This is a genomic window from Salidesulfovibrio onnuriiensis (assembly GCF_008001235.1).
Classification (GTDB): domain Bacteria; phylum Desulfobacterota; class Desulfovibrionia; order Desulfovibrionales; family Desulfovibrionaceae; genus Pseudodesulfovibrio; species Pseudodesulfovibrio onnuriiensis.
The window spans coordinates 1,237,333-1,252,160 of record NZ_CP040751.1; the positions used below are offsets into that span (position 1 = coordinate 1,237,333).

General features: G+C 59.2%; 14 protein-coding genes. 5 read left to right on the forward strand and 9 right to left on the reverse strand.

Features of this window, described 5'->3' with window-relative positions; all coding sequences use genetic code 11:
• Window positions 1-422: 422 nt before the first annotated feature.
• Both FGL65_RS05715 and cobT read right to left on the reverse strand, forming a co-directional pair.
• The gene (locus FGL65_RS05715; protein ID WP_187170550.1) at window positions 423-2,054 is read right to left on the reverse strand and encodes a sigma-54 interaction domain-containing protein; all 1,632 of its coding nucleotides are present in this window, start codon (window positions 2,052-2,054) and stop codon (window positions 423-425) included.
• 447 nt (window positions 2,055-2,501) lie between these two features.
• A complete protein-coding gene (gene cobT / locus FGL65_RS05720; RefSeq protein ID WP_147820091.1) occupies window positions 2,502-3,572 on the reverse strand; it encodes a nicotinate-nucleotide--dimethylbenzimidazole phosphoribosyltransferase in 1,071 nt (356 codons plus the stop codon).
• A gap of 115 nt (window positions 3,573-3,687) precedes the next feature.
• On the opposite strand from cobT, the gene FGL65_RS05725 reads away from it, so the two are divergent.
• Together FGL65_RS05725 and FGL65_RS05730 are read left to right on the forward strand one after the other, a co-directional pair.
• The gene (locus FGL65_RS05725) at window positions 3,688-4,503 is read left to right on the forward strand and encodes a WcbI family polysaccharide biosynthesis putative acetyltransferase (RefSeq protein WP_147820092.1); all 816 of its coding nucleotides are present in this window, start codon (window positions 3,688-3,690) and stop codon (window positions 4,501-4,503) included.
• Between the two features lie 162 nt (window positions 4,504-4,665).
• The gene (locus tag FGL65_RS05730; protein WP_147820093.1) at window positions 4,666-5,622 is read left to right on the forward strand and encodes an SEL1-like repeat protein; all 957 of its coding nucleotides are present in this window, start codon (window positions 4,666-4,668) and stop codon (window positions 5,620-5,622) included.
• 268 nt (window positions 5,623-5,890) lie between these two features.
• Here FGL65_RS05730 and FGL65_RS05735 read toward each other — a convergent pair whose 3' ends face one another.
• Together FGL65_RS05735 and FGL65_RS05740 are read right to left on the reverse strand one after the other, a co-directional pair.
• Entirely contained in the window at window positions 5,891-7,021 is a 1,131-nt protein-coding gene (locus FGL65_RS05735; protein ID WP_147820094.1) for a hypothetical protein, read from the reverse strand.
• Window positions 7,022-7,197: 176 nt separating this feature from the next.
• Window positions 7,198-8,208, reverse strand: coding sequence for a TIGR00341 family protein (locus FGL65_RS05740; protein WP_147820095.1), 1,011 nt, complete (start codon window positions 8,206-8,208; stop codon window positions 7,198-7,200).
• 160 nt (window positions 8,209-8,368) lie between these two features.
• Between FGL65_RS05740 and FGL65_RS05745 the strand changes: the two genes are divergently transcribed.
• Window positions 8,369-9,295 carry a sensor domain-containing diguanylate cyclase gene (locus FGL65_RS05745; protein ID WP_147820096.1) on the forward strand — a complete coding sequence of 309 codons (927 nt, stop codon included), beginning with the start codon at window positions 8,369-8,371 and terminating at the stop codon, window positions 9,293-9,295.
• A gap of 67 nt (window positions 9,296-9,362) precedes the next feature.
• Here FGL65_RS05745 and FGL65_RS05750 read toward each other — a convergent pair whose 3' ends face one another.
• From FGL65_RS05750 to pyrR, 3 genes are read right to left on the reverse strand one after another with little or no spacing between them, the layout of a single operon-like run.
• Window positions 9,363-9,971, reverse strand: a complete 609-nt coding sequence (locus FGL65_RS05750) for a YkgJ family cysteine cluster protein (protein WP_147820097.1) — start codon at window positions 9,969-9,971, stop codon at window positions 9,363-9,365.
• Window positions 9,968-10,504, reverse strand: coding sequence for a homoserine kinase (gene thrB / locus FGL65_RS05755; RefSeq protein ID WP_147820098.1), 537 nt, complete (start codon window positions 10,502-10,504; stop codon window positions 9,968-9,970). The genes FGL65_RS05750 and thrB overlap by 4 nt, the downstream gene beginning before the upstream one ends.
• A 9-nt stretch (window positions 10,505-10,513) precedes the next feature.
• On the reverse strand, window positions 10,514-11,050 hold the full coding sequence (gene pyrR, locus FGL65_RS05760) for a bifunctional pyr operon transcriptional regulator/uracil phosphoribosyltransferase PyrR (protein WP_147820099.1): 537 nt from the start codon (window positions 11,048-11,050) through the stop codon (window positions 10,514-10,516).
• A gap of 177 nt (window positions 11,051-11,227) precedes the next feature.
• Between pyrR and FGL65_RS18465 the strand changes: the two genes are divergently transcribed.
• Both FGL65_RS18465 and FGL65_RS05765 read left to right on the forward strand, forming a co-directional pair.
• Window positions 11,228-11,551, forward strand: coding sequence for an IscA/HesB family protein (locus FGL65_RS18465; protein WP_250645584.1), 324 nt, complete (start codon window positions 11,228-11,230; stop codon window positions 11,549-11,551).
• Between the two features lie 222 nt (window positions 11,552-11,773).
• Window positions 11,774-12,115, forward strand: coding sequence for an IscA/HesB family protein (locus FGL65_RS05765; RefSeq protein WP_147820100.1), 342 nt, complete (start codon window positions 11,774-11,776; stop codon window positions 12,113-12,115).
• 218 nt (window positions 12,116-12,333) lie between these two features.
• Here FGL65_RS05765 and FGL65_RS05770 read toward each other — a convergent pair whose 3' ends face one another.
• The gene (locus FGL65_RS05770) at window positions 12,334-13,470 is read right to left on the reverse strand and encodes a bifunctional glycosyltransferase family 2/GtrA family protein (RefSeq protein ID WP_222705796.1); all 1,137 of its coding nucleotides are present in this window, start codon (window positions 13,468-13,470) and stop codon (window positions 12,334-12,336) included.
• A gap of 9 nt (window positions 13,471-13,479) precedes the next feature.
• Window positions 13,480-14,799: a glycosyltransferase family 39 protein gene (locus FGL65_RS05775; protein ID WP_187170552.1), complete on the reverse strand. Its 1,320-nt coding sequence runs from the start codon at window positions 14,797-14,799 to the stop codon at window positions 13,480-13,482.
• Window positions 14,800-14,828 lie beyond the last annotated feature (29 nt).

Here is a 14,828-nt window from a genome sequence, read left to right on the forward strand (position 1 = left end):
CAAAGCTCCTGAGTAATGGGTTTTCACGGAATTTCGCCAGGCCGGGTATGCGGCGCTGGTGTTTTTTTTCTCCATATCGCAATCGCCATGCCAACCTTTCGGACAAAGCATTTCACGCCCCTGTTTTTCAGGAGGAGGTCTGCGGAAAGGCCTGCGGGACAAGGCTTTTCCTTTTTTGGGTTCGTCCCGTCAGGCGTTGCGAAACAAGCAATGTGCAATGGGAGGGGAATAGCGGAAGTGGTATGTTTTCCTGCCAAAAGGGATGGTGGGAATATCTAACTATCCGATATCAAATGTTTTTATTGCTGGCACGAAAACGTTCCATGTCAGAGGCATGTGGTTCGCCTGGAGCGGCAAACCGGACAGATGGCGGAATTTTCATGGTGGAACGAAAGCGTTCCAGAGGGCGGACCGGGGAGGATCTACCAGGGGCTCTGCTGCTGCACGGGCGGTTCCCAGGGGATGGCGTTGTCCTCGTTGCGCAGCTGGTATTTCTTGATCCTGCGCATGAGCGCCGTGTGGGAGAGCCCGAGCTGCTTGGCGGCCTTGCGGATGCTTTTCGTGGAGTTGAGAGCGTCGAGCAGTATGCGCATCTCGAACTTGCCGACCATGTCCTTCAGGGGCTTGTCGGTCTTGGGCACCGGAGACCGGGGGCACTGTTCCGTGCCGCAGACCGGGGCCGCGCTGAGGTGCAGGGCTTCGGCCGTGATCTCGCAGGAATCGCTGAGGATGGAGGCCCGTTCAATGGCGTTCTGCAGCTCGCGCACATTGCCCGGCCAGCTGTAGTTGTAGAGCTTGTCCAGGGCCTTCTGGCTGATGGTCTGTTCCTCTTTCTGCAGCCGCTGGTTGAACTGCTTGAGGAAGGTGCCCACCAGGAGCGGGATGTCGGCCATGCGTTCCCGCAGCGGGGGAATCTGGATGGTCAGCACGTTGATGCGGTAGAACAGGTCCTCGCGGAAATCCCCGGCCTCCACCATGTCCGCCAGGTTTTTGTTGGTGGCGGTGATCACCCGTGCATTGACCGGGATTTCCTCCACGCCGCCGATCCTGCGCACGAATCCGTCCTGGAGCACGCGCAGGATCTTGGCCTGCGGGCCCAGGGGCATGTCGCCGATCTCGTCGAGAAAGATGGTGCCGTTCCGGGCCGCCTCGAACAGGCCGGGCTTGCCCTTTTTCTTGGCCCCGGTAAAGGCCCCGTCCACGTAGCCGAACAGCTCGCTTTCGATGAGCGATTCCGGGAGCGCCGCGCAGTTGATGGGGATGAACGGTCCTGTCCTGCCGCTCTCGAAGTGGATGGCCTTGGCAAAGAGTTCCTTGCCGGTGCCGCTTTCGCCGGTGATGGAGATGATGGTGTCCAGCTCGGCAATCTTGCGCGCAAAGGAGATCAGGTTGGTGATGGCCCGGCTTTCGCCGATGAAGTCGTCGAAGTTGACGTCGATGGGGGTCAGGACCGCATCGACCATGGCCTTGACCTCCTTGAGGTCCTTCATCAGCAGCACCGCACCCACGAATTCGCCCTGGGAGTTGTTGATGGGCTTTGCCGAGCCGTAGAACTCGACCCGGCCCGTGCTGGTGACCACGGTCTTTCGCCTGCTGACGGGAACCTTTTTCTGGACGCACTCCATGAGCAGGTTGTTCTTCGGGCTCAGTTCGCTCACATGGGTGTTCAGCAGGTCCTCGTAGGGCAGGTTCAGGATCCGGCAGGCCACGCTGTTGACGGTGTTGACCATGCCCTCCGCATTGACGGAAACGATCCCCTCGCTCATTCCGTCGAACAGCGTCCGGAACCAGCGTTCCCGCCTTTCCTGGGGCAGCCGTTTCAGCTCGGCCTGGTCCTCGATCCCCGGCAGGGTCGCGAAGATCTTCAGAAGATCCTGGGTGCCGATGTCCGTGTCCCCGAAATCGATCTCGATGGAGACCAGGGCATAGCCGTTTTTCTGCTCCACCTCCATGCACACGATGTTCAGCCGGTGTGCGATGATGAGCTTGGTTATGTCGAAGACGATTCCTATACGGTCCTTGAAAAGAAGCTTGAATTTTCTTTTTTTGCTCATGGCTTCACCTGGTTGCATGGTGCAGGGGCAGATCGGGGCGGCGGAAATCTGATTGCGGGGATATTGGCGATAGTGCGGCGATGATCCAAACACGCATGCGTGGTTTTCGGGTTATGGCGTTGCGGGCGGGGAGCCGCAACGGGGTACCGGAAAATTCAAAGAGGACATGGCGTCCCGTTTCGGGGAGCCCAGCGCGGACCGATTGGGAATATTAACCCGGACGGTCCTGCGGCTGAAGATTATTCGGTCATAAACTACAGTTTTGGGCAGGAAAAGCAAGTGCACTTCCAACCGGCGGCAGGAACAGGACATTTGCGGCTGGCTGTCCCAAAAGGTTCGAGCATGGCTTGTGCGTGTGAATCGGCCCGTGGGATGGAGAGTACGGGGGAAGGGGGAGAGAGAACCATTTTCAAAAGGTTTTTCTTCCCCTTCCCCCGGTTTGATTTCTTATTCGGTGGCCTCGGAGACGCCCGCGTCCGCGAACGTGGCCATTTCATTGAAGACGGCAACGGCGGCCCGCAGCAGGAACAGGGCGCAGGCCGCGCCGGTGCCTTCGCCCAGGCGCAGTCCCAGATGCAGCAGCGGCTCCTGGCCGAGCGCGCGGACGGCCGCTGCGTGGCCGGGTTCTGCCGATGCGTGGGAGAGCACGCAGTAGTCGGCCACGGCCGGGCAGATCTTGTAGGCGGCCGTGTAGGCGGCCGTGGAAATGAATCCGTCCACGCAGATCATCTGGCGGTTGCGCGCCCCGCCCAGGATCAGGCCCGCCAGGGTGGCGATCTCGTACCCGCCGAGGGCCGCGAGGATCTCCACCGGGTCGCCGGAGGACACTGCCCCGGCGTTGGCGGCCAGGCCCTTGCGGACCACCTGCGCCTTGGCGGCCACGGCGTCCTTGCCCAGGCCGGTTCCCGGGCCGGTGATGTCCTCGGGCTCCAGGCCCAGGTAGGCGCAGTAGAGGGCCGTGGACGGCGTGGTGTTGCTGATGCCCATGTCGCCGGTGCCCAGGGTGCGCATGCCGTCGGCGTGGGCCCTGTCCGCCAGCTCGATGCCCAGGAGCAGCGCCCGCAGGCATTGCTCGCGGGTCATGGCCGGGCCCTTGGCCAGGTTGGCCGTGCCGGGCGCGATCTTGCGCTGGATCAGGTTGGGGTGCTCGTCGTAGGCGCCGCCGCAGGAACCGGCGTCCACCACAAAGAGCTCGGCCCCCACGGTGCGCGCCAGCACGTTGATGCCCGCGCCGCCGTTCACGAAATTGAGCACCATCTGGCGCGTCACTTCTTGCGGGAACAGGCTCACGCCTTCCTCGTTGACCCCGTGGTCGCCCGCCACCGTGTAGATGCGGCACGGGTCGGCAACGGGCGTCTTCCCTCCCTGGGCCAGGTATATCTTCAGGGCCAGTTCCTCGAGCCTGCCGAGGCTTCCCTGGGGTTTGGTCAGGTTGTCCAGGTGGGCCTGGCCCTGGGGCGCAAGGCTTTGGTCCACCGGTTCGATTGCATTGATGGCGGTATCGAATTGTTGCTGCATCCGTTTCTCCGATGTGTATTTTGGTATGGTGCATTGTGGATACACCCGGCGCCTTGCGATGTAAACACGGGGTATCACTGTTGAAGCGCGCGGTGTTCAGTGCTAGTAGGATCCCATGTCCAGAGAGCTCTGCGTCATCCACGCCAACTGCCAGGGCGAGCCGCTCATGGAACGGCTGCTGGCCTGCCCGGGCTTTGCGGCCCGCTACGAATGCCGCCTGTTCACCAATTACGTGCGCGAGCCCATCCCCGCCAGCGTGCTGGAGGGCTGCGGCCTGTTCCTGTACCAGCACCTGGGGCCGGGCTGGGGCGAGCTGGGGTCGGACTTCCTGCGCTCGCGGCTGCCGGAATCGGCGCGCAGCCTGTGCATCCCCAACATGTTTTTCCTGGGCTACTGGCCGTTCTGGAACAGCGAGCCCGGTTTCAACTACCGGGACGGGGCCCTGGAAGAGCTCATTGCCAAGGGGCTTTCTGGCGAGGAGATTCTGACCCTGTACCTGCGTTCCCGGCTCACGGACAGGTACGACCTTGCCGCCCTGCTGGAGCAAACCTTTGCGCGCGAGCGGGAGCGCGAGGCGCACACGCCGGTCAAGTATGTGGACCTCATCGAGCGGGAGTTTCGCGGGGAGCGGCTGTTCAATACCGTCAATCATCCCGGCCCCCGGCTGCTCAACCACATGGCCGCCGAGGTCCTGCTGCATCTGGAGCTGGAGCCGCCAGAGAATCTTTTCTCCATGCCCGACGCCTTTCCGGAGTTCGTGCAGCCCATTCATCCGCAGGTGGCCGCGTTTCATCATCTGGAGTTCGCGGGCCCGGACACCGAATACGAGGTCTACGGCAAAAAGAAGACCTTCGTGCAATACGCGGCCTGCTACATCGAGGCCCGTTTGGCAGGCATAGAGGATTTCATCGGCTATTTGCAGGTGCGATAGGAATGCCTCCGGCGGGCAGGGGGATAATCCCCCTGCACCCCTGGTTGTCAGCGCGTCTTTGTCCTCGCTTTGCTCGGTCGAATCCGTCCTGACGGGGGGATTTTTTTAAGGGGCTCTTTGTTATTTGGTGTGGTGTCCCAATAAAGTGTGGGGAGAAGTATCATGCGAGTTTTGATGAATTTCCGTGTTTTGATTTTAGTACTGCTGTTGCTTGTTGTTGGCTGTAAACAGCAGGTAAAAGGCGATGCTGATTACATTCAAGCACATAAATATTTTGAGCAGGGTGAATTTGAGAAGTCATTCGAATTGATGCTCAAGTGTGCAGAAGATGGTAACATTGAGGCACAATTTGGGGTAGGGCATTTGTATTTGAATGGACTTGGTGTTGAGCAAAATATTGAGCATGCGTTGAAGTGGTATAAGAGTGCAGCTGATCGCGGTCATCTTAGCTCAATGTATAACATAGGTAAAATATATAGTAGTTATTTAAATGATTGTAAGGAATCATTTTATTGGTTTGTTAGAGCCGCAGATGGTGGTGATTTGTATGCCATGAATAGTTTGTCAATTATGTATAAGAATGGAGAGTGTGTTCCAAAGGATATTGATAAAAGTAAAAAATATTATGAAATGGTTATAGAGAGTGAGTCTGATTACGCAAGGTTGAAAGAGGCAGAGAGTTTATTTTGGGGAAGATTTGGCAAAATTGATTATGAAAAGTCTTTATTGCTGCTTGATGATATATATTATAATTTTGCAGCTGATGCTGGGTATATTTATGGAGTCGCATATTCCAATGGGTATGGGGTAGAGCAAAGTAAAGAAAAAGCATTTAAGCATTTTAAATTATCTGCTTTGGCTGGTAACGCTTCATCTCAATATAATGTGGGAATATTTTTATATAACGGATATGGTGTGCAGAAGGATAAGAAGGAAGCACTTGTTTGGATGGAGAAAGCTGCGAATAAAAATTTGCCCAAGGCGCTTACCTTCATGGGGTACATGTACGAGACCGGCGAGATTGTTGGCAAGGATTTAACCAAGGCAAAAGAGTATTACCAAAAGGCAGTCAAATTAGGTGATAAGAGAGCGCAAAAACGTCTTGATGATTTGAAGTAGCTTTTTGGACAGGTGTGGCATAAGCAACAGCGGTTTCAGCATCATTGAAATAATGAAAAGACCGCAGGTTGTTAGAATATATTACACAGAAAATCGGGCGAAAACGAGCGCCCGGCAAGTCGGGGCGGCTCAAGAAAAAGTGGTTGTCCCCCTGTTGTGAATCAAACCGCCCGGTTGCCCGCAGAGCGGCCGGGCGGTTTCGCTAAAAGGTTTGGAGGAGGGGGCACGGGGGAGGGCCTTTTCAAAGGCCTTCCCCCGATTTAATTCTTCAAAGCTCCTGAATCAGCGCCTTGAGCAGGGCCTCGTAATCCAGCGGCCGGGGCAGGAACGCGCCCACCAGTTCGTTGAGCTCGCGCGGAGAGCTGCCCTCGCGCAGGCAGAGACAGGAACGCAGCACCATCTGGGTCTTGATGTCCATTTCGTGCATCAGGGTCTGCTTGCGGCGGGTCATGACCTCGACCAGCACGTCCGGCCCGAATCCCTGCACCACCAGTTCCAGGCCCGCCCCCAGGTAGGCGTCCTCCATATTGGGCACATAGGGGGTCAGCGCGGCCAGCCCGCCCTCGTCCACGAGCATGGCCAGCTTGTACAGCTCGGCGGCCAGGTGGAGCTCCTCGGTGAGCAGCGTGCCCCGGAACGCGGTCAGCTCGGCGGCCAGATTGGGCAGCCGGTCCTTTTCCAGAAAGAGCAGGGGTGTGGTGTCGCAGAGGGAGTTCAGGATCTCTTCCAGCCCCGCGCCCCGGCAGATGCCCAGCACGGCGCGGCGCACCAGCTCCAGCATGTCCGCATGGTGCCCGGTCATCTCCCGCTGCAGGATCTCGGCCTCCACCATGAAGCGCGTGTCGTCCAGGTCGTCGGAGGCCAGGGCCAGCACGCCTGCGGAAAAACCGTCCTCTATGGCCTCTATGGCCTCGTCGATGATCGGATTGAAGCGGTGGCGGTACTTGAAGGCTAGGAAAACCCAGAATCCCAGCAAGCCCTCGGGGGAATAGTGGGCGATGTTGCAATGGGGCAGGGGGCGCTCCAGCAGCGGATTCTGTTCGGGGTCGGGGCCGTCCCCAAGAAAGACCCGTTCGCGCACCATCTGGTATTGCACGGTCATGAGGATGTTTTCCACGGCCCGGTCCACGGCGGGCTCGATCTGGCGCATGTCCTCGAGGCCGATGGCCTCGTAGGCCGCGAGCATTTCCCGGACCCGTTCGCGTCGGATCACGTTCAGGCCGCGCAGCACCACCTCGCGGGTTTCCGGGGTGGCGCGGATCAAAGCCAGGGCCAGCACGTCGTTCTTGAGCCGCTGGCCGTTCACGGGCTGATCCGCCACATGGTAGACCGCGTTGGCGTCGAGATAGGGGAAGATGTTGATGCCGTGTTCCTCGACCGGGGATATTTCTTCGGACAAATCAGGCTCCTTGGCGGCTGTCCCTAAAGGCCCAATTGCGTTGTTGCCGCGGGAAAAACAGTCCTCACGTATTGCTGCATACGCCGCGGGCGGTTTTTCCTGGCGCCTTGCACTTGAACCTTTTTGAACAGCCAAAGTAATTAAGCGTCTTCATTGAATGATCCAATTCCAGCGTATCAGAACAGGGGATTCCCGTCTCCCCGCGAGAGCAGCACGATGGCGGAAACGAGCACGGCCAGGATCGTCAGCCAGATGATGACGGCCCGGACCGTGATGCGCGCGGCCTTCTTGGCCTCCCACCAGTTCATGGGCCGCACGCCCTGCAACAGGAAGGTGCCCATGCCCGAAAGATTGAGGCAGGTGACGTTGGCCACGAACAGCAGCCCGGCCCGCAGGGCGTGGTCATAGAGTCCTTTCCCGGCCAGCAGGCCCGAAGCGGCCAGGGGCGGCACCAGGGCCAGGGCCACCATGACCCCCACCAGGGACGAGCCCGAACCCATGGTGAAGGAGAGCACGCCCGCCACGCCCGAGGCGAACGCCAGCACCAGGTCGGCCATGCCCACTTCGGTGCGTCCGGCGATCTCGGCCACGGCCGGATCGAAATTCAGGACCAGCCCCAGCAGCAGGGAGAGCAGGAACGCGGCCAGCACGCCCGAGGCGTTGGAAAGGAGGGCCCTGCGCGCCAGGGCCGGGTCGCCCAGGGTTGTGGCCAGTGCCAGGGAGACATTGGGGCCCATGAGCGGAGCGATGACCATGGCCGCCAGGGTGATGGTGGGGTTGTTCTTGATCAGGCCGATGACCGCCACCACCGTGGACAGCAGCACCAGGATGATGAAGTTGCGCGAGGCGCCGCACATGTCCTCGGCATCGGAATAGAGTTCCTCGCGGCTGGCGCGCCCGGCCTTTTTTTCCGCGCCGCCGTTCCCGTTTTCCTCCAGCCGGGGCAGCACCGCCTCCACCGGGTGGATGACGATGCGGTAGTCGCCCGTGAGCAGGAAGCGCTTTTCCACCATGTCCGTGACCTGCTCGGTGTCTTCCATGTCCATGACCAGCTTGATGGACAGGCGGCCGCCGCGCAGGGGGGTGATCCATGTGCCGGTGTCGTCCACGCCCTCCTGGGCCATGCGCTCGAGCACGGCTTCGGATGCCTTGGACGGAACGATGATTTCGATGAGTCTGAGGGCCATGGTGAATACCGTAGCGCAAGGCTGCCGATATTCCAAGAAAAAGGCGGCCAAGGGAGGTTTGCCGGCAGGGCGTCCGCTCGAAGGCGCACGCAGGAAATCGCAATATTATCCTTGCGCCGTGTTACAACGGATCGCATGCTTGGGTCTGATGGAGGTGTGTATGGTTCAGGATTTTTACAAAGAGGTGCTCGATTCACTCACGGAGGGAGTCTATTTCGTCGATCTGGATCGGAAGGTGACCTACTGGAACAAGGCGGCGGAGCGCCTGAGCGGGTACGCGGCCGAGGAAATCATGGGCAAGAGCTGCGCCGACAATTACCTGCGCCACGTCGATGAAGACGGCAACCAGCTGTGCCTTCAGGGATGCCCGCTGGCCGCGACAATGAATGACGGCGAAGTGCGGGAAGCCAGCGTGTACATGCACCACAAGTTCGGGCACAGGGTTCCGGTTTTTGTCCGGGCCTCTCCGATGCGGGACGAATTGGGGAACATCGTCGGTGCGGTGGAGGTCTTTGTCGACAACAGCAAGCATCTCGTCATCCTCGAGGAAATGGAAAAGCTGCGCAAAGAGGTGCTCACGGACAAGCTGACGGGAATCGGCAATCGCCGGTACGCGGAGATTTCATCGGACCGCCTGGATGCCTCCATGAAGGAGAGCGGGATCCCGTTCGGGGTTGTCTTTGCGGACATTGATCATTTCAAAAAGGTCAACGACCTGTGGGGGCACCATGTCGGCGACATGGTCATTGCAATGGTTGCAAGGACCCTGACGGCCTCCCTGAGGCCGCTGGATGTTGCCTGCCGTTGGGGCGGGGAGGAGTTTGTTGTCCTCATCCCCAATACCACTCCGGAGGGCCTTGCCATAGTGGCCGAGCGGTTGCGGATGCTTGTGGCCCAGTCCTGGGTGGAGCATGAAGGGCAAAGGGTGGAGGTCACGGCGTCGTTCGGGGGAGCCGCTTCCGGGAAAGGCGAGTTGGCTGCCGCAGTGATCGCCCGGGCGGACAAGCAGCTGTACCTCAGCAAGGAGGCCGGGCGAAACTGTATCTATATCAATGGGAAAAAACTGGACCAGGTCGGATCGGAGTAATGCCGTTTCTCCCCGCGACGGCCCCGGGTGGTTGTTGCGGGGCCGCCCGGAAAGGTCGGTGCATGTACTACTTGAGCCTGGGCGGGCCGATGACGATCATCTCGGCGATGGTGTGGTCCACCTTGGGCAGGCTGCGCAGGTTCTTGCCCACAAAGGCCATCTCCAGCTCGGCCAGGTCCCGGTAGAGCGGGGTGCGGTTGACCATGGGGGCCTGTCCACCCCCTGCCTCCAGCCCCTCGGTGATCTCCTGGCAGCGCCAGCAGCCCGGAAAGGTCACGGACCGGCCGTCGGGACGGGTCATGAAGTTGGGCACCCCGTGCATGCGGCAGATCATGAGCCGGTGGTCGTAAAGCCCGCACTTGCCGTCCTCCATGTTTAGGGGACACATGATGTGCGGCTTCTCGCCCCGCTGCAGGGCGGCCTGCGCCTGCTGCACGTATTCCTCGGAACGGCGGATGAACTCGTTGCGCCGGTCTTCGGGGAGCTGGTTCAGCCCTTCCCAGAGATAGGCCCATTCGATGTAGGTGTGGTGCTGGAAAAAGCTGTAGCAACAGTTGTCGGTGCAGCCCTCGCAGGTCAGGCCCATGGCCTCGGCGGCCTGGGAGTAACCCTCGGCCATGCGCTTGTATATGGCGGCAACCTTGCGGAAGGCTGCCTTGGGGGTCAATTTTTTCATGAAAGATCCACTTGTTCGAGAATTCGCCGCACGCATTCTTCCGGGTCGCAGTCGTCGGTGCGCACCGTGATGTCCGCGGCCTCGCGGTACAGGGGCTCGCGTTCGCGGTACAGGGCGCGCATGGTCAGGCCCGGCGCGATGGCCAGTCCCCGTTCCGCGCCGTCGCCCACGCGATCCAGGAAGGTTTCCTCGGAAACGTCCAGGTGCACCACGGTGCCGAGTTCCCTGAGCCTGGTGATGGCCTTTTGGGAATAGACCACGCTGCCGCCCGTGGAGATGACTGTGCGGTGGAGCATGAGCTCGCTCACGAGCTGCCCCTCGATCTGGAGGAACCGCTCGTGCCCGTATTCGTCGTAGATGGCCTGTAGGGGCATGGCGTAGTAGGCCTCGATGTGGCGGTCCGAATCCAGGTGGGCCCAGCCCAGGGCCTCGGCCAGCAGCGGGGCCAGCGTGGACTTGCCCGCCCCGGCCATGCCGATGAGGGAAACGCAGGGAACCTTGGGCTCTTCCTGCTCAACCTTTTTGAAAGCCATGTGTTCCGGTTACTCCTCGACGATGCAGACCTGGTCTTCGGCGTCGCGTTCCAGCACTTTGACGTTCACGTGCTGGCCCTTGACGGTCTTGACGTGCTTGCCCACGTAGTCGGGCTGGATGGGCAGCTCGCGCAGGCCCCGGTCGATGAGCACCAGCAGCTCCACGCGCTTGGGACGGCCGTAGTCGAGGATGGCTTCCAGGGCCGCGCGGATGGTGCGGCCGGAAAAGAGCACGTCGTCCACTAGGACGATGCTCGCGCCTTCGATGTCAAAGGGGATTTCCGTACAGTTGATGGCCGGCTGGATGTCCAGGGTGGTCCAGTCGTCCCGGTACAGGTTGATGTCCAGCTTGCCGAGGGGCACCTTGCGGCCCAGTTCCTTGTCCACGATCCGCTTCAGGCGGTCGGCCAGGTCTGCCCCGCGCCGCTGGATGCCGATGATGGCCAGGCTCTCGGAGTCGCCCCGGCGTTCAATAACTTCCATGGCCAGACGCTCGATGGTCCGGTTCATGTCCTTGCCGTTGAGGATGGTTCCGCATTCGCGCATATTTTCCGCCTTCTTCTTGCCAGGGGGCAAGGGGATGATCATTATAGGAATATAAGGGATAATCCAAGCGGCAGCACCGGTCAACATTGTCTTTTAGGAATTCTTCTCATTAATGAATTGACAAAGGCGTTCATAGGTCTTACCTCTTCATTTCCCTATGTTTGAAAGGAGGCATCTATGATTAACGTTACCGAATCCGCACAGAAGCAGCTCGAAGGCTACTTCGCGGACAAAGAATCTTCCCCTATCCGGGTTTATCTCGCATCCGGCGGCTGAGCTGGCCCCAGGCTGACTCTGGCTCTGGATGAGCCTAAGGATACTGACGAGGTGTTTGATGTGGCCGGGTTCAAGTTCCTGCTGGACAAGGATCTTTCCGAAGCGACCGGCGGCATCAAGATTGACATGACCTATTACGGATTCTCCGTGGATTCCGAAAAGCCCGTGGGCGGCGGGGGAGGATGCTCCTCCGGTTCCTGCTCCAGCGGTTCCTGCGCCTGCTAGCGCGTTGCCACGCTGATTCTCGAGCGCCCCTTTGGGGGCGCTTTTTTTATGGTTGCGCGTTTGACGCGGGCGTCCATGATGTTTAGGTATGAAGTCAGTCTGTTGGGTCGAGAGATGCTATTGGCCTTTCCTATGGGAAACGTCGCAAACAGCATTGATTTTCCATTTGACGAACCCCATGATCATCCCTACCTGAACAGGGAGACAACAAGGAGGATCTTTATGATCGAAGTTACCAAGGAAGCCATTGGCAAGCTCGAAGAGCATTTCGAAGGCCAGGATCGCCAGCCCATCCGCGTTTACGTGGCCCAGGGCGGCTGCGCCGGTCCCATGCTGGGCCTGGCCCTGGACAGCGCCAAGGACGGCGACAAGTCCTTTGACATCGACGGCTTCACCTTCATTGCCGAGGAAGGCCTGTTTGAATACACCGGCGACATCAACATCCACGCCAACGAGCATGGATTCCAGGTCGCCAGCGAAAAGCAGCTTCCCGGTGGCGGCGGCTGCGGTTCCGGCGGTTGCTGCGGTTCCAGCGAAGGCGGCTGCGGTTCCGGCTGCTCCTAGGCCCACGCTGACGGCGTTAAGTGAATTGTTGGCGAGCTAGCGAGCCTACAAGGCCTTACGCCCTAGGTGTACTGCAAAAAGAAAGAAGCCCTCGTGTATGTTTCAATACATGAGGGCTTTTTCTTGTTTTGATGCCTTGCTCTCGCACGGCTTTGACCAGCAGCAGGAATATTCTCGTGCCTGGTCAGCGCGCTTTCCGAGCAGCCGGAACAAAAAGTCTACTCGTCGTCGCTCGGGTTCAGGATGCCGGTTTTCTGCCATTCCGGCGGGGACGGTTCGTGGAAGACAAGATATTTGCGGCCCAGGAAATTGAAGGCGATGGTGGCCGCGCTGGCCAGCATCTTGGCGAACATGACCGATGCGCCCGCACTGGCAAGGCCCACGGTGAGTCCCGTATCCAGCAGATAGGTCAGCACGGTGATGAGCATGAACATGGCCAGTTCCCCCCTGGTGCTCCATTGCGCCTTGTGGCGGAACAACAGGAAGATGCACAGGAAGTAGTTAACCACGATGGCCGGTATGTAGGCCACGGCGACTGACCCGGCAATGCCCAGACCGGACGAGATGCACAGCGAAAAGGTCAGGATGTTCACCAGCCAGGATGCTGCGCCGATAAAAAAGTAGGTCAGGAATTGGACCGGCAGCGGGGCCTTGTGCCCGGAGTAGTGCAGAATGCAGTATAGCGCCCGGAGTCCGTCCTTCCAATTGATCTTCTTGCCCTCTTCAAAGGTGCGTGGGTTATAGGAGATGGCCATCTCGTAAACCCGGCAGCGAAGCTGGGCGATCTTTGCGGTCACTTCCGGTTCGAAGCCGAAACGGTTTTCCTGTATCTCGATGGACTGGATGAGCTCCCGCCTGAAGACCTTGTAGCAGGTTTCCATATCGGTCAGGCCCAGGTCCGTGTACATGTTGGAGAAGAAAGTCAGGCCCTTGTTCATCAGGGAATGCCAGAAGTACAGCACTCTTCTGCTGCTTCTGCTCAGGTACCGGGAGCCGAAGACGACGTCGGCGTGTCCCTCGCGGATGGGCTTGGTCAGCTTGATGAGTTCCTGCGGGTTGTATTCGAGGTCCGCGTCCTGGATGGCGACAATGTCTCCCGTGGCCTTTGTAATGCCCGTGCGGATCGCGGCGCCCTTGCCCTGGTTGACCCGGTGCGTTTCAATCCGGATGCGGCCATCCTTTTTGGCGAGTTCTTTCGCCGCCTCAAGGCTTTTGTCCGTGGAGCAGTCATCCACGATGATCAATTCGAGCCGGGTTTCCTCGTCAGCTATTTCAAGGACCCTTTCAACGCAGAGCGCCAGGGTGTTTTCCTCGTTGTAGCAGGGGATGACAATGCTCAGGGTGATGGGGGTCATGCAATGCCCTTATTGTTCTTGTTTGCGCCACCACTCATGGTCTTCGGCGGTGTAGTTTTCGGGATTGACAGCCATATCAAGACGCTGGCTGAGTTTTTCCTCGGAACGGTGTGCTTGGTCAATGGGGTGAACCCACGGCAGGTGCAGGAAGTGAACCGTGTTGCAAACGATCCAGGCCGCGAGGACCAACGGGACCAGCCGTTCGATGAAACGACTCTGATCCGCCCAGTGCGCCAGCGCCAGCCCGGACAGCCCGAAAACGAGAAAGGCGTAATCCGAAGGCATGTGCGGCGAGTACTGGCGGGCAAAGAACATCTGTACCCAGGTCATGACAATGATCCCCAGCATGAGGAACCATGCGTGTCTGGGCAGCGGGATGGTCTTGCGGCAGAGCGCAAGACCGGCAATCGCCACGGCGATCCAGATGGAATAGTATTCCAGGGACAGGTGCGCGAAGCGCCCCAGTGAATCGAGCATGAGCGGGAAAATTTGCGTGTAGTCCTGCCTGAACAGCTCAATCACCCAGACGCCCTGTTTGTAATAGTCGGCATTGAAACTGTAATATTCCATCCCCAGCAGCTTGAGATAGCCGAGATATGCCAGCATCGGCAGGCTGTGGGCGGCAAGGCTTGCCAGCACGGCCAGGTATCGCCGCTTGAAGAGGAAGAAAAAGGCCAGCGCCGCAAGATAGGTTGCGTAGTTCGGCTTGCAGAGCATCAACACCCCGATGAGAACTGAAAAGAGGATGTTCCGGGGCGTTGAATAATTGTCGGCCAGTTTTTGGAGCAGGTAGAGCGTGAAGATGGGGGTGATGAACTGCAGTTCGGTTGTGTGGAAGGCCGCTATGTACTCGATGGAAACGAAATGGCTGAAGCAGAGAAAGCAACCGATGAAGGCCGCCCGATCCCCCGTGTACCGGGACAACAGGCTGAACAGGGCCAGGATTCCCAGGGAATAAACGGCCAGCTTCATGGCCAGGTAGGCAAGTCCGGCGGCCTCAAGGTCACTCAGGGGGCTGAACGGCTTTGCCGCAGCTTGAATACACAGGGCCAGACCCTTGGCCACGGCCGGGTAGGTGGGCCGGTCCATGCGGATGCGGTAGGATTTGAAGACTTCGGGAAAGTAGGCCGCCGTGAGAATTTCCACTCCCGCGTCGGGATTGTATTGCCAGAACAGGGGAATGGTCGGATGGGTGCGGTAGACCTTGAACCCCGGATTGGGGTTGAGCCAGGCCATGTTGGCGGCGATGAGAAAAACAGCGGCTATCAGGCCTATAAGCCAGGCGCGGTAGGGCGGAGTCGTGGCGTGGCGCTGATGCAAGGGGTCCATAATAAGTTCCACGCAGTTGAATGGGTGGT